The organism is Photorhabdus kleinii (assembly GCF_025384885.1).
Lineage (GTDB): Bacteria > Pseudomonadota > Gammaproteobacteria > Enterobacterales > Enterobacteriaceae > Photorhabdus > Photorhabdus kayaii.
The window spans coordinates 1-22,698 of sequence record NZ_JAJAFY010000022.1 but is presented as its reverse complement, the minus strand read 5'-3'; the positions used below and the strand labels follow the sequence as shown (position 1 = coordinate 22,698).

Sequence of the window (22,698 nt, the reverse complement as noted above, 5' to 3'; positions counted from 1 at the left end):
AATAAAAACAAAAAGTTAACCTGTAAGTTGATATTATTTTTCACTATTTTATTTGTATTGTTAATATCAATGTAGGGATATAGGGCAATATATGGGGGGTAAACAGACTTTCTTATATATTAATATTGATTTTGAGTTTTTGCTCTATATTATTTTATTCTGCTTATTCATTTAACCGTATTTGTAGATATATAAGTCCATTATGTCTCTGAGCTTAGGGTTTTTGCTTCACTATATATTTTATAATCTTTGTCAGTAAATTTCTTGTTGAGGAAGAAATATGTTTAAAAATTTCGAACAAATCACTTCTGATATCAGTTATAACAAAGGCGTTTTTTTTCATTATTTCGTTGATTAGAAAGAAAACAATCAATGGAGTAATAACTCAATAGAGTTAGAATAATCTATCTAATTAGACATAATTTTATAAATAATGCCTGAGTGATGGCTGTCATTATATTTTTTTACCGTGGGAAGAACGGTGGATTTGCTCTGTCCGCGGAAAACTAGATTCTCAAAACCGCTTCTGTATCTGTCAGATGCAGTGGTTTTCTATTTAACCTCAGTTTAAATTAAGGGATTGTTTATGGGAAAATCATCAAACCGCAGTACAGAATATTTCTTTACTGGAAAATACTACGACGATGATGATGGCAATAATATTGTTGCTATTGGTGTCGGAGGGGTTATTTATGCCAAAGGGGGAGATGATCGTATTATCCTCGGGTCAATTGGAGCAACAGTTTATGCCGATTCTGGCAACAAGGTAGTCGATGGTAGCGCCGGATATTTAAAAGTAGTGGATAAGGAAGGTAATCTGGCCGTACATGGCGCTGCGGGTTATTCGGGTATTGATAAAAGTGGTAATGGTAATATTTCATTTACTGGTGCGGCAGGGGGTGTTTTTATGGATCATCAGGGTGACCACGGTGATCTCAATTTCTCAGGAGCAGCGGCTTATAATGGCCTGAATCGCAAAGGACAATCCGGTAATGTGACTTTTAACGGTGTTGGTGGTTATAACGAATTATGGCATGAAACGAATCAAGGTAATTTAAATTTTGCCGGCGCTGGTGCCGGTAATAAAATTGACCGTACCTGGTATGATCACTATGAGACAAGCCACGGTGATGTGAAATTTGACGGTGGGGGAGCAGCGAATAGTATCAGTTCGTTGGTTGAAAGTGGCAATATTAATTTCACAGGTGCCGGGGCTGATAACCACATTATACGTAAAGGTAGAGAAGGCAATATTATTTTGCATGGCGCCGGGGCATCAAACCGTATTGAGCGTTTGCGCCAAAGTCAAGATCAATATGGACAGACGCACGGTAATATCGAATTTGAAGGTGCAGGGGGTTATAACCGGATCTATTCTGATGTCGCACATGGTGATATTACTTTCGATGGTGCCGGTGCTTACAATGAAATATCAAGAATCGACGCAGATAGCGGTTCTCGTGATGGCACTCTGGAATATGCTAAAGCTGAAGAGATTGTATTAATAACGGCGACGATGGGAGGAAGTTGGATTCAGCAATCCCAACAAGTAACAGGTATTAAATCAACTATCGAGCCTAACACTTACCTCTTTGCATTTGCCGATGAAATGTACACTAAGATTAGCAAAGTCCAACTCCGAAATGATCCTGAAACCGGTAAGCTCAATTATTACGCCACTTCTTGGTATAAACAGGGAAATCACCTTAAGAATCTTGCTACGGAGAATATCTCTTCAAGCAATGGATTTACTGATATAGGCATCAATGGTGGTTACCGTCTCTCTAATTTAGTCTTCGAACATCATCACCCTGTTATTATTCAACATACTGTTGAAGAAGATTTGCAGGAGAACCAGTGGGTGACTTATGCCGGTGGAACCAATGCCCGAGCAGGAGATATCACGTTAATTGATGCCAAGATGCATGGGTATGCAATCCATTCTGGTGGTTTGATATTAGATGTTTCAGCGGTGAAATCGAACTGTCAACCGAACACTTATATTTATGCCAAGTATGTTGAGTCATATACCAAAGTGGTGATGGTTGAATTGGCGAATAATCCTGAAACCGGCGCGCTGCAATATTATGCCAGTGCGTGGTACAAAGCAGGTGATCATACCGGTAATCTGGCTGCTGAAGATTTTTCATTCAAAAATGGTTATCGCTCAATGGGTATGGGCGGATATTCGCTAACTAATCTGCAATACAAAGTGAATTCAGTATGCCGTGTTTCTGAGCACTTAGCACACACTGAGGAATATAGTTATCAGGAGTTGGTGAAATCATCTGCGGGCATAGGTGACAGCTCCGGTGATATTGATTTCAAGGGCATGGGGGGTGGCAACGTCATTACCTCCAGTGTCACACGTGGTAATGTCAATTTTGAAGGCGCGGGTGCTGCTAATGTCATCGTGAAAAAGGGGGAACAGGGCGATCTGACGTTCCGTGGTGCAGGTCTGGCAAACGTATTGGTTCATCAAAGCCAGCGTGGAGAAATGGATGTTTACGCTGGCGGTGCAGCGAACGTATTGGTTCGAATCGGTGATGGGCGATATCTGGCTTATCTTTTGGCAATGGGTAATATTTCGATTCATCAAGGTAATGGCGATAGCCGAGTTATCATGTTTGGGGGTTACAACACTCATGACCAAATAGGTAATGGCAACGCTAATTGGTTAGGTGCCGGCGGTTTTAATGTGATGACCCAAACAGGTAAGGGGAAGGTCTCCTCGGTACTGGTGGGTGGCGCCAATGTGCTGACCAAGCTTGGTGCCGGTGATTTGGTTGCCGGTATGCTTGGTGGCGCGAACATTATCACGCATCTCGGCGATGATAAAATATCAGGCACCACGGCGGTTGCATTAGGTGGTGCCAATATTCTGACGAAAAAGGGCAGAGGTAAAGCTATTGCGCTGATGGGCGGTGGTGCCAATGTGTTTACTCACATTGGCAATGGAAGTACGACGGGGGTGATGTTAGGTGGCGCTAATATCTTGACCAAAATCGAAAATGGTGACACCACGGGTATCATGCTCGGCATAGGTAATGTGCTGACTCATGTCGGTGGCAATCAGACTCTGGGAGTTATGGGAGCCGCAGGCAATGTCTTTACCAAAGTGGGTAATGGAACGGCGATTGCGGCCATGATTGGTGTGGGCAATATCTTTACTCATGTTGGCAACGGTGATGTATGGGGATTGATGGGGGGATTGGGGAATGTTTTTACCAAAGTGGGGGATGGTAAAGCGTTGGCATTGATGATAGCCGCCGGCAATGTGTTTACTCACATTGGTGATGAAATGAGTGTTGCCTTGATGTTGGCTAAAGGCAATATCGCCACCAAAGTGGGTAACGGCATGACGCTGGCAGCAATGATCGGTGAGGCCAATGTGATGACCCATATTGGTAATGGCTCAACCTTTGCCGCGATGATCGGGCAGGGCAATATCCTGACGAAAGCGGGCAATGATTTGGCGCTCGGTTTGATGATTGGTGAGGCCAATATCTATTCGCATGTAGGTAATGGCACCAGTATTGGCTTGTTTGCCGGCGAGCTGAATGTAATGACCAGGGTTGGTGATGGTACAACATTGGCGGCAATGTTTGGTCAAGCCAATATCATGACTCATTCCGGCAATGGCTTAACCGGCGTTTTAGCGTTAGGAGAGGCGAATATTGTCACCAAAGTGGGCGATGATTTTATGGGGGTGGTTGCGGCGGCGGAGGCGAATGTCATCACTCATAAGGGATCATCAACTACTGTTGCCGTGCTATTCGGTAAGGGCAATATTCTAACGAAGGTAGGGGACGGGACAACAGTCGGTTTACTTATTTCCGATGTGGGTAACATCATGACCCATGTTGGTCATGGCGTGACGGTGGGGTTCGCCAAAGGGAAAGCCAATATCATTACCAAAGTGGGGGGTGGTATCGGCGTTAATGCTGTTTGGGGGGATGCTAATATTCTAACGCAGGTTGGTGATGGTGACCGTTATAACTTCGCGAAAGGTAAAGCAAACATTATTACCAAAGTGGGTAATAATCAGCAAGTCACGGTTGTTCAGGGTGATGCCAATATCATCACCCATGTGGGGCAAGGTGATGATTATACCGGCGCTTGGGGCAAAGCTAATGTGATTACCAAGGTCGGTGATGGGCGCAATGTCGTGCTTGCCAAAGCGGATGCCAACATTGTGACTCAGGTCGGTAATGGTGACAGCTTTAATACCTTGTGGAGTGAAGGAAATATTGTCACCAAAGTGGGTGACGGTATGCAGGTTACTGCGGCAAAAGGCAAAGCCAATATCACGACCACGGTGGGGAATGGTTTAAGTGTCACCGCGACGCATGGCGATTTTAATGTCAATACCAACGTGGGTGATGGTGTTTCCGTTAACGCAGTGTGGGGTGAATATAACGTTAATACTAAAGTCGGGCAGGGTCTTAATGTTGCGATCATGAAAGGTAAAAGCAATGCCAATATTCATGTTGGTGATGGCCTGGGGATTAACGCCTCTTATGCACGTAATAATGTGGCGATTAAGGTGGGTAATGGTGATTTCTACACGCTTTCTATTGCAGAAAGCAACACGCAAAGTAATAACCTCCCCTTACTGTTTAAAAGTATTAAACAAACTGTGTTAAATGTGGAAGGTAGCCACGCAATTAACTATCTGATTCACGGTAATGAGGCGAATACTTCTGGAACCCATAAAGGCCGAGGGGCGATTAATTTAACCGAAGTTTCTGCCATTGATGGTTTCCAGATGAATGCCATTGATGAAGTTGATTCGGATCTGCGTGATAAATTAAGTGGCACGGTAACTCAGGTGGAGACTCCTGATACTGAGGCTATCCAGAATGCCTTGCATATTGGAGACAAGGTTGATTCGACTCAGAGTGAATCATCATCGCAAGCTGATGCTGTTATTAAACATGCAGAACAGGGCAGCGCTGCGCAAAATGCGTTAAGTGATAAAGAGAAAGCGGAGGAGAATCGCCGTATTCTGGAACAAGAAAGGGATGACCAACTTAAAACAATTTCAAAATCACAATTCCAATTGGAATCAACGGATCAAAATGCGCTGAAGACCAATGGACAAGTACAGCGTGATGCAATAAGTGGAGAAGAGCGAGCAGTAATGAAGGAACTGTTCTCCATGACTCAACGTCTGGATGCGCTTAATGGCTATGGGAATTACGCTGGTCAATCGGGTGATGAGTGGCGTGACCGGTTTGCTGCGGGATATTTGGACCGTACTCAGGAGAAATTAGATGACACCAAATTTATTTCACAGAAAAAATTAGCGGGTTTACAGCCGCGCCTTATTGATAACCAACAACAAGTAAAAAATGCAATTGGCAAATCAGAAGCAGGTTTAGAGCAAGGTTATCAGAATATAAAGAACGCAGACGACAATATTGAGGATGCGCGTACAAAAGCGAAATCAAGACAGAAAGAAGCAGATTTACAACGCCTGCGGGCAGCAAAAGCGGAAAGTGATGCCTATGCCGTGTATGAAGAAGCGAAACAACGCGGTGAACATGATAGTTCGGTGGCGAAAAATAAAGTCGCTCAGGTACAGGCTGATGCGAAAGGTGCGAAACAGGCTGGTGATGCAAAACCCGATCGTAGCGGGGCGACCGGCAGTGGCTTGTCTGGAAAAGCGTATACACCAATCGACGTAGCGAAACCGAAAAGTCATATCAATCCTGAATCCAAAACGGAAGCTAATGGCTGGAACAGTGAAGATCTAACGCTAACAGCCACAGATTTGGCGGCATTGAGTAGTGCGCAACAGGCGATTAATCGGCTACAGATCAACAGGAGTATTCGCGCAGAAAATGTTGGTGCTTCGATCATTTCCCTGCTTACCGGAACGTCATCCGATAGGGTTGTGGAACCTATTTCGAATCAACCTGGAAAGTTAACCAAAAAAGCACCTGTAATTTCGGGTATCAATTTGCAAGGATTGGGGCAAACGGCTGGTGGAGATAGCCTTAAATCTCATTCTTCCATCCTGAGAGAGTTTGAGCCTTTCTTGCTGAATCAAGGTGACAAACGGTTTATTGATTCGACAAAAAGATATCTTGGTCAGATAAATACCGATCGGCCCAGTAAGGCGCTGGTGGCAGTACGTGAGGCTTTCAACAATACGGTCGAACAACCTAATGAGCAGCATGTGTTGCAGCTTGAGCAAGCGCTTGCTCATTGGCAACAGCATGATCCCAATGAATTTACCAAGCGTGGTCGATTAGTCAAAAGCCTGCGTTTTGAGATGGGGGAATTGGTTGCTTACCTTCAGGCAAAAAGAGCTGAATCAGCCGGGATTTTAGGGGTTAGCTTAGCGCCTGACCATGTTGCACTGTTTGATCAATATGTATCCTTTGATGGATTCGGGCGTGTGGTAGGTCTGAAAGGTGATATCGCACAAAGCGAGATTAATCGTCTTACTGATTTACAAATCAAGCCATTGACTCAGATTAACTCTGCGGCGGAACGGGAAGCGCCTAAAACTGAAGGTGAAAGCCTGATCGTTTTCATTAGCCGATTGCAACAAGAAGCTATTCCTGAAGGTATGCCACTAATTGAACGGGCCAAAAACCTTTGGTTTAGCGGACAAGTAACCCGACAGGAAACCATTAAGCTATTTGAGGATGCGGCTACCCAGTTGCAGACACATCCTGAATTACACACGTTAGCTCAGCAGTTACTGGCTGATGCCGGCAAAGAAAAGACGACGGGGCAATATATTGACAACCTGTTTGGCCGCCATTTTGATTCTGAATTGGCCCATGAATTGGTGAAAACAGCGCCACAGGATGCCATGACCATTTCCAGGCAGACAGGACAATTTCTGGTAGAGAAATTTGAACAGTGGATAGCAGGTTTTTATCCTGATGTAGCCGAGCGTGAGAAGATTATTGCTAAAAAGATGACGGGGTTCGCTAGGGCCATTAACAAGGACTTTCGTCCCTGGTTTAGTCGGGTGCCTGAATTGACGACGTTTCTGGATGAACCGACTTTTGCCAATTTCAACGTCATGATGACTCAGGTTGATGATGGTTTTGCTGTGATTAAGGTGCCATTTCTGGCAGTAAAAATGGCAATTACCCCAGGAATGGGGATGGATCGTGCAGAGTGGAAGGTTAAAGGGGATCGTTTCTATGAAGATGTTATCACCAAAGCCCGTTCGACCAGTAGTCAACTGACTAGCGGGGCTGATGTCACGTATGAAGTTGAAATAACCGAAAAGCAGACTAACGATTATGGTACTGCGTTACCCTACCAGCCTGCTAATAACAAGCATGATGACTTTTTGTATGGCAGAAAGGTTGCTACGGGTCGAATTTTGGTCCCCGGATGGGAAACGAGATTTGAGTATAATGCGTTAGCGCAAGGTCATTCTGTGGTAACGGGGGCTTCTGGCTCGACCAATATCATGGTTCACCTCAATAACTATATTGCTAGTGAACAGCCTACTTTCTCGGCCAGACAGAGCTATCTCAACACGCTGGCGTTTCTGGTATTTGATGGTGGTCATTCTGTCAACGAAAGTCTGGCGGTTTATCGGGCACTACAGGTAACCGGTGATGAACAACGTAAGCAGTTACTAAATAGCTACACTGCCAATTATCGGGATCTGTTGGATATTGCCGGTGAAGAAGGCAAAGTGTGGGTAAGTCGGGCGCTGGATAACGCTTTCCAAGAAACTGGGGAATTCTATCAGAAACATGCCAGGGTGAAACCACAAAGCCGCCCTACAGTGGAGGAGTTAGATGAGTTATCGAGTAAGAATAAGAAGTCAGAACCTACTATCATCGACGATACTCATCAAGATAAGAAAACGAGCAGGCTACTCGGTGACTGGCAAATAGAGAAGGTGACGCCACAAGCTGATGGTCGTGAAACTCGCTTTGATGGTCAGATTATTATCCAAATGGAGGATGATCCGGTCGTTGCCAAAGCCGCGGCTAATCTGGCGGGTAAACACTCAGATTCTAGCGTAGTGGTTCAACTTAATTCTAAGGGCAAATATCGTGTGGTTTATGGTGATCTTGCCAGATTATCCGGTAAGTTACGTTGGCAGATTGTCGGTCATGGTCGTGATACGTTGGAGCAGAATAACATTCGTCTGAGTGGTTACGCTGCTGATGAACTGGCGACCAGATTAACGCGGTTTTATCAGAACGTTAATCAGGGTAACAGCATAACTCACAAACCTGATCACATCAGTATTGTGGGCTGTTCTTTGATAAGTGATGACAAACGGGATGGCTTTGCTCGTCGCTTTATCACAGTGTTGGATAAACAAGGCATTCGCAGCGATGTTTCCGCTCGCAGTAGTGAAGTGGCTGTTGATGCCAGTGGACGCAAATTTACCCGTGATCAACATAACCAATGGGTTAACAATTTGCCTGATAATAAAATCGTATTGAGTTGGAATAACCAAAATGAGTTGATCACGCATACCGAGCTAGTTCGCCGTGGTATTGCCGAAAGTGATATTAACTTCTCTAGGGTAGGACATACCGAAGCTGATACTGTTATTAAAGGAGCGATCGCGGGTAACGTTGAACAATTTGTTAAACCAAACAAACGTAAAAATACGATTCAAATTGATTCCAATGAGAAAGCGAATAATCAGCTCAGTTACTCCGGTAATATCCAGGTGAATGTGGGAGATGGGGAGTTTACCGCACTCAATTGGGGAACCTCGAACGTTGGTATCAAAGTGGGTACCGGTGGTTTTAAATCACTGGCCTTCGGTGATAACAATGTGATGGTGCACATCGGTAATGGCGACAGTAAACAGAGCTTCGATATTGCAGGTTATCAAGCGCTTGAAGGGGCGCAAATGTTTATCGGTAATCGTAATGTCAGCTTCAACCAAGGCCGCAGTAATGACCTGATTGTGATGATGGATAAATCCATCCCAACGCCGCCGTTGGTTAATCCGTTTGATGGTGTGGCGCGTATTACCGATGTACTGCAAGGTGTCGCGGGTTCCAGTGAGGATCAGGATTGGTTAGCGGCACAAGACCAGCAGTGGACCATCGCCGGTGCGAAGAAGTTTGTAGAGGATATGTCCGGTTTGGACCAAACCAGCAGCGTGGACTACAACACATTGACTGATCTGGATTCTCAACATGAGCGTAGCAGCCGTGGTTTGAAGTATGATGCTGAATTGACATTGAACAAGAAGTTTAATCAGTGGCTAGGCGAACATGGCAAGGGCACTGGTATGGGCAAAATAAGTCGTATAGAACAATTCCGTCAGGCCAATCAAAAACTGGCTTTCAACTTTGCTGTAGGTGGGCGTGGCGCCGATATCCAGGTGACAACCGGTAACTGGAACCTGATGTTCGGAGACCATATCCAGTCGATTCTGGATACTAACTTGGGTTCGCTGTTTGGCTTGATGACGCAGCAATATTCGGCAACCGGCATGGCGAAGACCACCTTTACCTATAATCCACAGGGCTTACCGCGTCAGCTTAAGAATAAACTGATTGGCCGATTAGCGAGTGTAAATGCAGATACCACCTTAGCGGATATTTTTGGCGTGAACTACACCGCAGAGGGGAAAATTATTTCCTGTACAGGCAAAGCGATTGATGGTGAGGCAATTCTGCAAGAGATGCTGGAAGTGATTGGGGAATTTAGTGGTAGTCAACTACAAGTTTTCACCAATCCAGAAAAGTTACTTGATAGCCTGGAGGCGGGCATTGATATGGGCGAGGAAGGTGTCAGGTCATTTGTGGAGAGTCATGGCCTGAAAGAGAAAGCGCCTGATGAGAGTCAGGAATCAGGATCTTCGGTGAGTATCAATGGAGAAAATGCTCAGACCAATAATAAATCAAAGCCTGCATTTGGTTTTAATGCGCTGAACTTACCTAATCTGTTTGCAACGATGTTTAGCGAAAAGAAGCAACGAGAGATGAAATCGTTAGTGGCTAACCTGAAAGAAAACCTGACGACAGATCTGCTTAATATGGAAGAAAAAACGTTTGATTTCCTGCGTAGCAGCGGTCATCTGCAAGGGGATGGCGATATCCACGTATCGTTGGGGAACTATAACTTCAACTGGGGCGGTGACGATAAAGATCTTGGCGCTTATCTGGGAGATAACAACAACTTCTGGGGTGGTCGTGGTAGTGATGTCTATTACTCGCTAGGTACCTCCAATATTTTTTCAGGTGGTGAAGGTAATGACTTAGGCGTCCTGATGGGGCGTGAAAACTGGATGTTTGGCGGTAAGGGGGATGATACCGCAGTGGTGGCCGGGCGTATTAACCATGTCTTTATGGGGGAAGGCAATGACCAGACATTTGTCTTTGGTGAAGGCGGTTTTATTGATGCGGGTAACGGGCAGGATTACGTTGTCACCTCCGGCAACTATAATCGGGTGGATACTGGGGAAGGTCAGGATTATACGGTGATCATCGGCAATAATAATCAGGCCGAACTGGGAGGAGGCGACGACTTTGCCAGAGTATTTGGTAATGACAACCGGATTGATGGTTATTCCGGCAATGATGCGATTAAGCTGATGGGCTACCATGCGGTAATCAACGGTGGAGAAGGTGATGATCATCTGATAGCCGCAGCGATTTCGAAGTTCAGCCAGTTTGATGGCGGTGAAGGTCAGGATCTGCTGGTGTTAGGCGGGTATCAGAACCATTTCCGGGGCGGTGCAGGTGTGGATAGCTTTGTGGTCAGCGAAGAAGTGATTGATAACCGAGTGAGCGATATTAACGCAGAAGATATGATCTTGTTTAACGGTGTTGACTGGCAAAATTTGTGGTTCCAGCGTAGCGGGTATGATCTGGTGCTGTCAGTGAATCGCCATACTCAGGACAACACGGCTCAAGGGAGATTTGAATCGGTGGGTTCTGTCATCTTTAATGATTACTTTAATGGCAATCGCGCTAAATTGGTGACTCGGATGAGTGATAAGAACGCATCAGGGGATCGCGAATTTACGGCACTGTCAGATAATGCTGTGGATTCCTTGATCCAGGCAATGAGCAGTTTTGCTCCGGCAGTGGGTGATAATGGTTTTATTGAGAGTCTGGACAGTCAGGCGAAAACGGCTATCGCAACGGCGTGGACTGATGTCACGATTGGTAAGGGGAAATTTGCTTAATTAACGGCAGATTTGCTTAAGGGCGGCAATTTCAGAATCATGTAAATTCAAGCTCGGCTTTTTCGGTAAATTGTTGGCAAAAGTCATCGATGTTGCAGTAAAGTTCTTCTAGATTATACATGCCTGAGGATTTCTACGATTTTGTTTTCTTGAGCAGAAACTTTGATTAAGCCTCAGGCACTTACTGCCTATCCTAATAGGACTATTTTATTTGCCCTTCTTTGCCATAAAGAGCGAACTTGGGCAGTGCTCAGACAAAAGCATTAGCTTTTGACCGCACTTTACAATTACGCCTATTGGGATAGGCTCTTAGTTCCCTTCTTAAACAAACCTCAGGTCAACTTAATTAACTGCTTTAAAATTAATTTGGCTATAGAACCATTCCATAATCTCGGCGATAAGGTTTTTAACTTCATTCGAAGTTGATGAAGTTATAGTGATTTCAGCTATAACTTGGCGCTCGTCAGAAAAATAATCTCCATCCTTAGCAAAAGTTTTATAGCTTGTAACTTGAGGGAAAGGGCAAGATTCAGGAATATTATAAATATAAGAGTTGGTTAATTTATTTGGTATAATTATCCATCCGCAAATTGAGCTTGGCCTAATATTGATAGAGTCAAGCTGTTCATTTGACACATTACCAATGTAAGCATTAAATGCAATCTCTTGTGGGTTGATGCCAAATATATTTTCTATCGCAGTCATTACTGGCCCACCGCCTGCACGAGCAGCGATTTCGCATAATTTAAAACTTCCGTCAGAACATAGGAAAACTTCTGCATGAAAAGCAAAATTCACAGGTGAAGGAAGTGCCCCAATACATTTTCTTACATATTTTATTATTCTATCAAACAGTTTATCCTCAGGTAATAACAAACAACTTGAAATATAGTTTCCATCCTGAAAGTCCATGCAATTTGACACATATAATGAAGGCCAAATAAATCTTATCTGATTATTTAAGACAACTCCATCAACATGATACATTGGGCTATCAACAAATTCCTCGACCATCATATTAATTAGCTCTTCGGAATTTTTCTTTAATCCAATATATAAAGAATTATGGAGATCATTGTCATTTTTCAGTATTGAAATGCCTCGTGCACGTTTAGAAGTTCGTGGTTTGAGTATGACGGGATAATCATGCTCCTCAATGAATTTGATAACATCTAGAGCATTTTTTATCAATGAAAACTTAGGGATGGAAACATTATTTCTTTCCAAAATCTTTTTCATCACACCTTTGTCTCTATATGCTTCTATTGCCTCGACACTTGCACCTGACAGACCCCATTTATCTCTTATGTAAGCAGCGGATAATAAGTCAAACTCTCTGACCCCTATAACGTAATCAAAGACCGTTTCTTTTCTCAACTTTTCTGCATGATAAAAAATAAGGTCATCATTATCTGGATGTAAACTTTCAATACCAACAACTTTCTTAAACGATGAAATCACTTCATTGCTCATTAGCCTTAATGATTCGATAGAGGTAATTAAATAGCAATTGTGATCTTTATACCATTCACTTACAGGGTTAGAATTAGAGGATTCAAAATCAATAATAAGCAAATTCATCTTATACACACCTTAGCAGTCAGCGGATTTAGGAAACTTAGCAGGAACCCAACTTTCTTTTAACCAAATAATCAGCATGAATATTGATTCAATTAAACGATACACGAGAAACGAAAACCATAGTATTTCAATGCCATGATTTTTGAAAAGACAAAGATAAATAGCTAACGGTATGAAAAAAAACCACTGCAATGGCACAGTAACCATTGTCAACTGCCGGTTGAAACCTGCTCCAAACATAGAGAATTTTAATATTTGAGCAAAAACCTCAGAAAAAACAAACAATACCGTTATTTTAAACAATCCTATATAATTATTTACTATAAAATTATCTTTTATGAATAAACCCATAATGTAATGTGGATTTATCAAAATGAAGAGTTGAATAGTGAATATTCCAAAGCCTAACTTTACCGCAATATTACCCCACGATTTAGCATCCTTATATTTATTTGCTCCAAGAGATCGACTCACATAAACCGCAGAAGCCATTCCCATTCCGATTAACGGTGTGATGCTTAGCAGAATAAGATTATTGAGAACTGTTATCACTGCCAAAGCGGAAGAATTCATTTGGCTAGCAATAATGAACATGACTGCAAACCCACCCGAAAAGAAGAGTTGCTGTATACCTGCATAGAAAGAAAGTTTTGATATCTCACCGATCTGTTCAAAAATTTTAGTAACTTTAAAAAAACGATATTTAGAATCTATAAAATATCCACTGAAATAAAACAAGCAGGCACCTATATAAAAAGCACAACATGTTCCCAATCCAGCACCTCTGATTCCATACCCTAAGGAAACGAGTGTAAAACCTATTAAGAAATTAAAAAAATAAGTAGAGAAGATTATTAATACACTCATTTTATTCTCACCGATCCCGCCATAGTAACCTCGAAAAGCCCTGACAATCCCTATAGCTGGAGCACCTAACACTAGAGCTTGAAGGTAAGTTATACAGTTAGAAGCTAAAACTTCATCATGAATAAACAGTGTTATGAATTTTGGGATAAAAAAACCTAAGCCTATGATTAATATACCTAAAACTATAGCAACAAATATTGCACTATGAAGCGCATTAATACCTTGATTTATTTTTCCAGCACCAATGCTCTTACCAACTACAGTTTGAACGCTTATGGTTATACCAGTTACACAACTGGTCATTATCGAGAAAATAAATCCGCAAAGACCAACAGCGGCGATGGCATTCATGCCGATCCTACCTACAATGAACATATCAATAATGCTATTTAAGCTTTGTGAAAGCATAAGCAAAATAAAAGGGAAGGCAGTAATTAAAACTTGCTGATATGATTTGAAGTTAATTCTGTTATTCATTCACATCACCAGATTGGTTTTCTTCACAAGAAGTAATATCTAATAAAAATAAAAGGCAATCGACATCTTTTTTATTGCTTACTGACGCTCGTATCCAACCTGGGAGTCCAAAAAGACCACAATCACGAACCATAACTCCAAATTTTTCTGCCTTTATAAGAAAATCAGTATTTCCCATAGGGGGTTTAAAACATACAAAGTTAGTAGAGGATGGTATATATGTCACCTCAGACTTACTAAATGATAATTCAATAGTGGATATTAACTTTCTCACTGTTCTTACATTGATGGATAAAATATCACTGGCAAGAACTTCAGAAGCCATCCTTTGAGCGAAACGGTTTATTCTAAATGGCAAGGCGAGAGCAGTTAAGGAGACAGCATGAATTAAATCTTTAGGGCCTACCGCAAAACCCACCCGTAATCCAGCAAGGCCATATGCTTTGGAAAAAGTCCGCAACACAATAGCCCTTCCACCATTAGCTATATATTTTAGAATAGAGTTCTTATTTTCATCAAAAAATTGAATATAAGCCTCATCAATGATGGGGATAACTCTTTTATCATTCATTATCTCAATGAAATTGATAACTTCATTTACGCTTACTATACTTCCAGTCGGATTGTGAGGGTTGCATAAATAAGCAAGAATAACATCGCTAGCAATATTTTTCTGATAATTAGCAATACTACATCTCATATCATTTAAAGGAACGTATATAACATTTCCCCCGACAATTTTTGCTGATGTCTCATAACCGGGAAATGTGGCCTCACTGGTCAATATAGTCTTTTTGTTTTTTAAAAAAGTTAAACTTAAGAGAAGAATTATTTCATCTATACCATTTCCTAAAACCACCATATCAGGTGAAACTCTACAGTGATAGGATATTTTGTTTTTTAGATCTATATTGCCTGGATATGGATAGATACTAATCTTTTTAAATTCATTTAAAAAAACATGATTAAGATTAAGTAAGTTATTGCTATCACTTTCGTTCAAATGTAGTCGATGAGATATATGGGTATCACTGGTGTTGAAATCCATATTTTTATTCATTTCAAACCTCCTTGGAACCATATAATATGCCAAAGCAGTAACATCCCTTACTAGCCTTTCTTGTAATGAATTGATGTTCTATTCCAGCTGGTACATGAATAACACTAGGAGAGGAGTATGTCTTTGTTTCTCCATTTATTGTTACATCAATGACAGCTTCGTTTGGCTCAGGAGAAATTAGGAAATATATTTCATCAACTTCATGTTTGTGTAATGCGGCGACAGGTTTATTCACTAACTTTGATATATCGCCGCCTGCAAGCTCGAAAGGTACACCCCCGAACATTTCTTTAGTTATAAAGAAGGGAACCTTGTTCTCATGACCTACGACAGGTTTCATTACCGGTAGATTTTGCGCGCAATTATAAAAATCCATATAAGCCTCACTTCAGAGTGAAAAGGTAAGTGTTAGGAACATTCAAATATTGAATTTTTTCAATTTCAAAACCAGCTTTGGAGAAGAAATCTATGTACTCTTCTTTCTTGTAAATCCTTATATTCATAAAGTGATGCACGAATTCAAAACCATAAATAAATATGGGAGTTTCTTTGGTGATTGTATTTTCATCTGACATAAAGGTATCTGCCAGGAGAAATCTTTTTGCTTTTGGAAAAGTCTTTTGTAATGTTCGAAGAACGTCCACAGGATCTTTGATGTTAAACAAATCATGCAGCATCATGAAGGAAATTACTGTATCAACAGTTTCGAATGTGGCTATTAATGAAGCATCATCGGTAGCTTCCATTACGTTCTGATTAACCACACAAATTCTGTCATCCATAGAATTATTTCTTATATTAACTTCAGCCGCTTCAATAGCTTTATGGCTTATATCAATACCTAAGCCCGTTACTTTGTTAAAAATCTTACAAATGTCGATTAAAGCTCCAGCTGCACCACAACCTAAATCTACTATTTTACTTATATTTAGTCTTTTTAATTCCTTAATTATTGTATTCCACATGTATTCACGATTTGCTTGCCGAGATCCTAACGCTACGTTAGCTCCATCAATCAGACTATATAATGAATTATTTTTCTCATCTTTGAGGTCTGTAAAGTTTCGCATGAAATTCCCATAGCCACCTATAGACCAAGTGAAAAATCCAACATTTTTCCTCATATCCATGCCTAATGGAGTCAGGCTAATTTTCCCTTCATCAGAATCAACAAAAAAACCAAATTTTGTTGAGAATGAAATAAGGGATTCAATTATTTTTATTTTTTGGTTGTCAAAATTTTTTTCTTTCAGAATAGACTTATCGAATGAAGAGTTGCTTCCGAATAATTCAAATATACCTTCTTTCTCAAGGTGGTAACATAGGTTGGAGCCAATATAACCATTAAATAAATTTGATGCCAACATGGTGATTTTCCTTATTCATTGCATATAATGTCAATTGAAAAAGCTAAAGCATTACACAACAACATGGTATGCCAATAATTAATCATATTGTTCTACAGATCTATATTGCAACAATTTGGAATGGGATAAATAAGAAGGAAATAAAAGCAGCGGATATTGCCTTTTATTTATTAAAAGATCATGATTCCTCCCACTATTTGCCCAATTCCATCTTAAATATTCATACATTATACGTATAAAAATGTAAAGTTTTTTATTAGTTAAATCATGTTGTGACATATAATTTATTGATAATATTAAGTATTTTTGTGGTTATTATCATTGAGGTTGGTGGTTTTTCTTAACGAATTGGTAAGCAGGGTTGATGATTTGTCCTTGATTTAGGGTTTTGTTATTAAATAGAGTTAATTATAAAGTTTAATTGTTTTTTTATGATCATATTAATGAGTTAATTTATTGTCAGTATGTTGATTTTGGTTATATGTCAAAATAGGAATGTCACAAATAATATAAGTTTAAAATGTTGTTTGATTACTATTGCGAAAGTTAATCGTTAAAAACTAAGTAATAACAAACTCTCATAAAATCTTGCCCCGGCTAATCACAGGGGCAGATTTTGCTTAGTGTTGTCAATCTAGTGTCCAATCTTCCACTCTTAATCCATCGACCCTATTGAATTCCTTTGTGTTATTGGTAACAACTATCAACCCCTTGCTTCTTGCATGCCCTGCAATATGCAGATTGTTATCTCCGATCTGTTTTCCGATTTTTTCTAGTGATGTACGAATATTTCCATAGTGAAATGCGGCTTGTTCGTCATAAGGAAGAATAGTTAATCGAGAAATAAAATCTTCTATAACTGCCAAATTTCTCTCAGGATTTCCACTTTTTTCAACCCCAAAAATCAGTCTTGCCAACGTGATCGTAGAAATAGCCATGTGGTCTGTATTCTTATTGAATTTAGGCAGAATGGATTGAGGGCGCTTTTTTATCGCGAAAATCACGATATTAGTATCGAGCAGATACTTAATCATCGAAAGATTCTCTTTCACTTGTTACTTGATCAGGACGTTCAGGTAAAAAATCGTCAGTTACAGATTGATCAGACAGGAAAAAACTATCCCATGTATTTTGTATGGGCGCAATAATTCGTTCCTTGCCTCTTGACCTAACAGTAACTTCTTTTACATTATCAGGGAAACGGATATCTGCGGGTAACCTCACATTCTGAGTTCGGTTGCTCATAAAAACTTTACTTTAATATATCATGGCACACCTCTTTAATTATTGCTATATATCACGAGTATATAGCATAAAATCAAATATGGGTAAGGTCTATGGTGACTGATTGCTGATGGTTAACATGTTGTAAAGGCCAAACAGATCGTTTGGGATCTTTTTATAACTCCTCATATCGCTTAAACCGGATTGAGTTCCTTCAAAGTGTTCGACTATTTTGCAAAGTTATTCAGGACAAATTAACCCTAATATTAATAGCGGTACTCTTTACTACAAAGTTATTAATTTTCTTATTTAATGTTACAGATCGCATTTTTGTGAACAAAAGAGACGCTATTATGCATTAGTGAAATCGCTTAACGACGGGTAAAGATAACGTTCTATTTGTCTGTATAACGATGAAACTTGTCATTCAATTTTAATAACTACTATTCATTCAGAGGTCTTTATGGGCAGTACCGGAAGTGTCAGTGCGTGGGATGAAGCGTTATTAATTGCCGCTATTCAATATCCTGTTCCTATTATTAAGGGGCCTGAAGATATTCAGGTTCAAGTGCAGCAGATCTGTAAAACAATCGATTCAACTAAAACCGGTTATCCTGACTTGGATTTTATTGTATTTCCTGAATATTCCGTTCAGGGATTAAATACCAAGATCTGGACTTATGATGAAATGTTATTATCGCTGGACGGTCCAGAAGTTGACTGTTTTCGTCGAGCTTGTATTCGCAACGATATCTGGGGTGTGTTTTCAGTAATGGAACATAATGAAGATCCGTCGCAGCCACCTTATAACACTGCGATAATTATTAACAGCAACGGTGAGATTGTATTGCATTACCGCAAGTTGCAGCCTTGGGTGCCGATTGAACCCTGGATGCCGGGTAATTTGGGTATGCCGGTTTGTGAGGGGCCTAAAGGTTCAAAGCTGGCGGTATGTATTTGTCACGATGGTATGTTTCCAGAATTGGCGCGTGAAGCTGCCTATAAAGGCTGTAACGTTTTTATCCGCATTTCCGGTTATTCTACCCAAGTCAACGACCAATGGATCTGGACTAACCGCACTAATGCTTGGCAGAACTTAATGTATACCGTATCGGTTAATCTGGCAGGTTACGATGAGGTTTTTTATTATTTCGGTGAAGGTACGATTTGTAATTATGACGGTAACATTATCCAGCAAGGGCAGCGTAATCCGTGGGAAATTGTCACTGCTGAACTGTTCCCGCGTTTGGCGGATAAGGCTCGTGAGAACTGGGCGTTAGAGAACAGTATTTTTAATCTTGGTTGTCGAGGTTATGTTGGTAAACCTGGAGGAGAGAGAGCTAATTATTTGACTTGGGTGCGTGATTTAGCAAACGGTGAATATAAACTACCTTGGGATGAAAATATCCGTATTCGTGATGGCTGGAAATATTATCCAGAAGGTGTGAAATTGGGGCCATTACCGAAAATTGATAAGTAAGCTGAGAGGCTGATAATGTAGCACCATAGAAGCGCTGCGATGCTGCTATTCTTTCCATCCTGTGTAAACTTAAAGCGTAGTGGAAAAGTGGTGAGTCTGGCATTCTTCTGGTATGAAAGGTATTGTGGAAATATAGGATGTAATGATTATCGGATTGGCCGGTGATATTTTACCTCCCATTATGTCCTATATTTATTGATTTGAATCTTTTTTTGGAATTGAAAATAGTATAAATATTTTATTGGATAACTATTATAGCAAGGTGATTTTTCATTATATTTTTATTAATCCCATTGTGTTTATTAATTGGTTGTATTACTAGTTTAACATTAATTTATTGAATGGATTAATCATCTATATGATGATTGAGAATAGTTTTAATTCTTGTGTAAATTGGATATATAAAATATAAATTTAATTGAATTGAGATTATTTCTTTACCGGGAATTATTTCGCTGATGATAATGACATTGATGCCATTGGATTTGGTGGCTACATTTATGCCCGCGGAGGAGATGACCAGGCATTTGTCTTTGGCGAAGGTAGTCTGATTGATGCGGGTAACGGTCAGGATTATGTTGTCACCATCGGTAATAATAACCAGATTGAGTTAGGTGAAAGCAATGATTTTGCCAGAGTATTTGGCAATGACAATCGGATCGACGGTTGTTCTGGCCATGATGTGATAAAACTGATGGGCTACCATGCAGTCATCAACGGTGGAGAGGGCGATGATCACTTGATAGCCGCGGCGATTTCGAAGTTCAGTGAATTTGATATTTTTATCGCTAATTAATCGGTTTCCTACATTAATTCCGTATTGGTATTAAGAAAACGATGAATTGCCTTTAACACTGCGTCTGGTTTTTCTGCGTGAACCCAGTGATCGCAACCAGCGATAATCCAAGCTTTGGCTTGTGGAAATTGTCTGGTGATATCATTCCGGTACTCTTCCTGGATATAAGAGGAAAGGCCACCACGAATAAACAGGGCCGGGCGAGGCCATGTAGGGATTTCTTGCCAGCCGATGATCTTTTCATACTGGTTAATTAATGCCGGTAAATTGAATTTCCATTCCCCCTGATGGAATGATTTTAGTAAAAACTGAATGACACCTTCTTCCTGAATATTTTCTCGCATAATCTTAGCAGCGTCTTGACGGGATTTCACTCCGGCTTCTGTCACTTTGTTCAGTGCGGTAAAAATTTGGTCATGACGGCGAACCTGATAGGCAACGGGGGCTATATCAATAAGAACAATTTTTTCTATCCGCTCTGGTGCTAATGCGGTCATTGCCATCGCGATCTTACCGCCCATTGAATGACCAATAATAAGGGTGGACTGAATTTGCAGATGATCCAGCAGGGAAATAACATCTTGTGCCATATCGTGGTAATCCATGTTGTTTGCCCGTGGAGATAGACCATGATTGCGTACATCGACTTGAATGACGGGATAGTATTGCTGCAAATCACGAGCCAAAACCCCAAGATTATTGAGATCACCGAATAACCCATGGATTAATACCACAGGGGTAGAAGAGAGCGGATTTTCCGGTATCTGCATATGGTAATTTAACGGGTTGTCTAATTTCATGATGAGAATTGTTTTCTTTCAGGTATTGATATCATGCCGTGTATATTGTTGCTTAAATTATAAAAAAGCAACCAAGCTGTACAATTATAGTTAATAATTTTTTATGATTACATCGTTTTCAAAATGTTCATGTATCAAAAATTTGTTAATTTTTTTATGGTAATACTTAATGGATTGAAAAATAAACATTCTTCGAGTAAATAATATTTTTAAATGGAAAGTTTTAAATAACTTGTGAGATGATTATTGGTTCAATCATCTTAGTGAGGTTATTGATTGTGTGTTTATGTGATCTGTATCTTAAAAAATTGTGTGTTAATTTTAATTTTTTGTGAAAAAATGATGAAAATTTACTTTATGTTTTATTAAATAAAGGTATAAAGTACATTTAACAAAAACTACATCGTTCTAATAAGAATAAATAGAATCTGATTTATACTATGGATTAGGGAATTAAGAAGTGAAGAAAAATTTACTAAAGAGTCTTTATTTTCAAGTTTTGCTCGCAATAACTATCGGTATACTTCTGGGGCATTTCTATCCAGAGCTTGGTACAGAAATGAAGCCATTGGGTGATGGATTTGTTAAATTAATCAAAATGGTTATTGCTCCTGTTATTTTCTGTACTGTTGTAACCGGCATTGCAGGTATGGAAAGTATGAAAGCTGTTGGTAAAACGGGTGCTATTGCACTGGTGTATTTTGAAATAGTTAGCACAATTGCTTTGATTATTGGGCTAATTGTTGTCAATGTTATGCAGCCTGGTGCTGGGATGAATATTGATCCCTCTACGTTAGATGTTAAAGCGGTATCCCTATATGCGGAGAAGGCTGCTGAACAAGGGATAATAGCATTTTTACTTGATGTTATTCCGGCCAGTGTCATTGGGGCGTTTGCCAGTGGTAATATTTTGCAGGTCTTATTATTTGCTGTGTTATTTGGTTTTGCGCTTCATCGTTTAGGAGAGAAAGGGAAATCAATCTTTAATATTATTGATGGTTTTTCGCATGTTATTTTCGGTATTATCAATATGATAATGCGATTGGCTCCTTTAGGCGCTTTTGGTGCAATGGCATTTACCATCGGTAAATATGGTATTGGTACGTTGGTACAATTAGGACAATTAATAGTTTGCTTTTATATCACCTGTATTCTTTTTGTCATATTTGTTTTAGGGACAATCGCAAAAGCGACAGGATTTAGTATATTCCGGTTTATTAATTACATTAAAGAAGAGTTATTAATTGTATTGGGAACATCATCTTCTGAATCAGCATTGCCGCGTATGTTAGATAAAATGGAGAAAGCGGGATGCCAGAAATCTGTTGTTGGATTGGTGATACCGACGGGATATTCCTTTAATCTGGATGGTACCTCCATTTACCTGACAATGGCTGCGGTATTTATTGCTCAAGCAACAAATACTCATATGGATATTGTGCATCAAATAACGCTATTGGTTGTATTACTTTTATCTTCTAAAGGTGCTGCTGGCGTAACAGGTAGTGGGTTTATTGTATTAGCTGCGACAATTTCTGCTGTTGGGCATTTACCACTAGCAGGGCTGGCATTAATACTGGGAATAGATCGTTTCATGTCAGAAGCCAGAGCTTTAACGAATCTAATTGGTAATGGTGTTGCAACGATTGTGGTCGCGAAACGTTGTCGTCAGCTTGATGAAGGCAAATTAAACGAAGTGCTAAATGCCAAGTAAGTAAATTTTTAAGTTTTTATCTATTCGATGACCAATTAATAAAATAATGCCGGCCTTGTGTCGGCATGAATTCTAATCAATGAAGACCAGCAGCAATTCATACTATTCTCCCGCTGATATGCATACGTAACTTACTTTCAATTTATTGGGATCTAAAGTGTGAATAACTCAGGTAGTGGC

11 protein-coding genes and 1 pseudogene are annotated in these 22,698 nt (G+C 40.3%); 4 read left to right on the top strand and 8 right to left on the bottom strand.

Features of this window, described 5'->3' with window-relative positions:
- Positions 1 to 586: 586 nt before the first annotated feature.
- Entirely contained in the window at positions 587 to 11,152 is a 10,566-nt protein-coding gene (rtxA, locus tag LG003_RS12020) for an MARTX multifunctional-autoprocessing repeats-in-toxin holotoxin RtxA (protein ID WP_262980814.1), read from the top strand.
- Positions 11,153 to 11,494: 342 nt separating this feature from the next.
- Here the strand turns inward: rtxA and LG003_RS12015 are convergent, their stop codons facing one another.
- The 7 genes from LG003_RS12015 to vapB form a co-directional block, all read right to left on the bottom strand.
- Positions 11,495 to 12,733 carry an ATP-grasp domain-containing protein gene (locus LG003_RS12015; protein ID WP_262980813.1) on the bottom strand — a complete coding sequence of 413 codons (1,239 nt, stop codon included), beginning with the start codon at positions 12,731 to 12,733 and terminating at the stop codon, positions 11,495 to 11,497.
- 12 nt (positions 12,734 to 12,745) lie between these two features.
- The gene (locus tag LG003_RS12010) at positions 12,746 to 14,077 is read right to left on the bottom strand and encodes an MATE family efflux transporter (protein ID WP_112876317.1); all 1,332 of its coding nucleotides are present in this window, start codon (positions 14,075 to 14,077) and stop codon (positions 12,746 to 12,748) included.
- Positions 14,070 to 15,137: a pyridoxal phosphate-dependent aminotransferase gene (locus LG003_RS12005; RefSeq protein ID WP_158537748.1), complete on the bottom strand. Its 1,068-nt coding sequence runs from the start codon at positions 15,135 to 15,137 to the stop codon at positions 14,070 to 14,072. The genes LG003_RS12010 and LG003_RS12005 overlap by 8 nt, the downstream gene beginning before the upstream one ends.
- Before the next feature lies 1 nt (position 15,138).
- Positions 15,139 to 15,513: a cupin domain-containing protein gene (locus LG003_RS12000; protein WP_112876315.1), complete on the bottom strand. Its 375-nt coding sequence runs from the start codon at positions 15,511 to 15,513 to the stop codon at positions 15,139 to 15,141.
- Between the two features lie 7 nt (positions 15,514 to 15,520).
- Positions 15,521 to 16,504 carry a class I SAM-dependent methyltransferase gene (locus LG003_RS11995; RefSeq protein ID WP_112876314.1) on the bottom strand — a complete coding sequence of 328 codons (984 nt, stop codon included), beginning with the start codon at positions 16,502 to 16,504 and terminating at the stop codon, positions 15,521 to 15,523.
- A gap of 629 nt (positions 16,505 to 17,133) precedes the next feature.
- Positions 17,134 to 17,538: a type II toxin-antitoxin system tRNA(fMet)-specific endonuclease VapC gene (gene vapC / locus LG003_RS11990; RefSeq protein WP_112876313.1), complete on the bottom strand. Its 405-nt coding sequence runs from the start codon at positions 17,536 to 17,538 to the stop codon at positions 17,134 to 17,136.
- Positions 17,531 to 17,749, bottom strand: a complete 219-nt coding sequence (gene vapB / locus LG003_RS11985; RefSeq protein WP_112876312.1) for a type II toxin-antitoxin system VapB family antitoxin — start codon at positions 17,747 to 17,749, stop codon at positions 17,531 to 17,533. The genes vapC and vapB overlap by 8 nt, the downstream gene beginning before the upstream one ends.
- 442 nt (positions 17,750 to 18,191) lie before the next feature.
- Here vapB and LG003_RS11980 point away from each other — a divergent pair, with 442 nt between their 5' ends.
- Positions 18,192 to 19,208 (top strand): formamidase, encoded by a 1,017-nt coding sequence (locus tag LG003_RS11980; protein WP_112876311.1) that lies wholly within the window; start codon positions 18,192 to 18,194, stop codon positions 19,206 to 19,208.
- 457 nt (positions 19,209 to 19,665) lie between these two features.
- A pseudogene (locus LG003_RS23455) lies at positions 19,666 to 19,986 on the top strand (hypothetical protein); the annotation flags it as partial.
- A 26-nt stretch (positions 19,987 to 20,012) separates the two neighbouring features.
- Here the strand turns inward: LG003_RS23455 and ybfF are convergent.
- Positions 20,013 to 20,774 (bottom strand): esterase, encoded by a 762-nt coding sequence (gene ybfF / locus LG003_RS11975; RefSeq protein ID WP_370446036.1) that lies wholly within the window; start codon positions 20,772 to 20,774, stop codon positions 20,013 to 20,015.
- Positions 20,775 to 21,264: 490 nt separating this feature from the next.
- Here ybfF and LG003_RS11970 point away from each other — a divergent pair, with 490 nt between their 5' ends.
- Complete coding sequence (locus LG003_RS11970) at positions 21,265 to 22,518, top strand: dicarboxylate/amino acid:cation symporter (RefSeq protein WP_112876308.1); 1,254 nt, start codon at positions 21,265 to 21,267, stop codon at positions 22,516 to 22,518.
- The last annotated feature ends 180 nt before the right edge of the window (positions 22,519 to 22,698 follow it).

Coding starts and splice junctions, on each gene's coding strand:
- rtxA (WP_262980814.1), top strand. CDS start 587: ATGGGAAAATCATCAAACCGCAGTACAGAATATTTCTTTACTGGAAAA.
- LG003_RS12015 (WP_262980813.1), bottom strand. CDS start 12,733: ATGAATTTGCTTATTATTGATTTTGAATCCTCTAATTCTAACCCTGTA.
- LG003_RS12010 (WP_112876317.1), bottom strand. CDS start 14,077: ATGAATAACAGAATTAACTTCAAATCATATCAGCAAGTTTTAATTACT.
- LG003_RS12005 (WP_158537748.1), bottom strand. CDS start 15,137: ATGAATAAAAATATGGATTTCAACACCAGTGATACCCATATATCTCAT.
- LG003_RS12000 (WP_112876315.1), bottom strand. CDS start 15,513: ATGGATTTTTATAATTGCGCGCAAAATCTACCGGTAATGAAACCTGTC.
- LG003_RS11995 (WP_112876314.1), bottom strand. CDS start 16,504: ATGTTGGCATCAAATTTATTTAATGGTTATATTGGCTCCAACCTATGT.
- vapC (WP_112876313.1), bottom strand. CDS start 17,538: ATGATTAAGTATCTGCTCGATACTAATATCGTGATTTTCGCGATAAAA.
- vapB (WP_112876312.1), bottom strand. CDS start 17,749: ATGAGCAACCGAACTCAGAATGTGAGGTTACCCGCAGATATCCGTTTC.
- LG003_RS11980 (WP_112876311.1), top strand. CDS start 18,192: ATGGGCAGTACCGGAAGTGTCAGTGCGTGGGATGAAGCGTTATTAATT.
- ybfF (WP_370446036.1), bottom strand. CDS start 20,774: ATGCAGATACCGGAAAATCCGCTCTCTTCTACCCCTGTGGTATTAATC.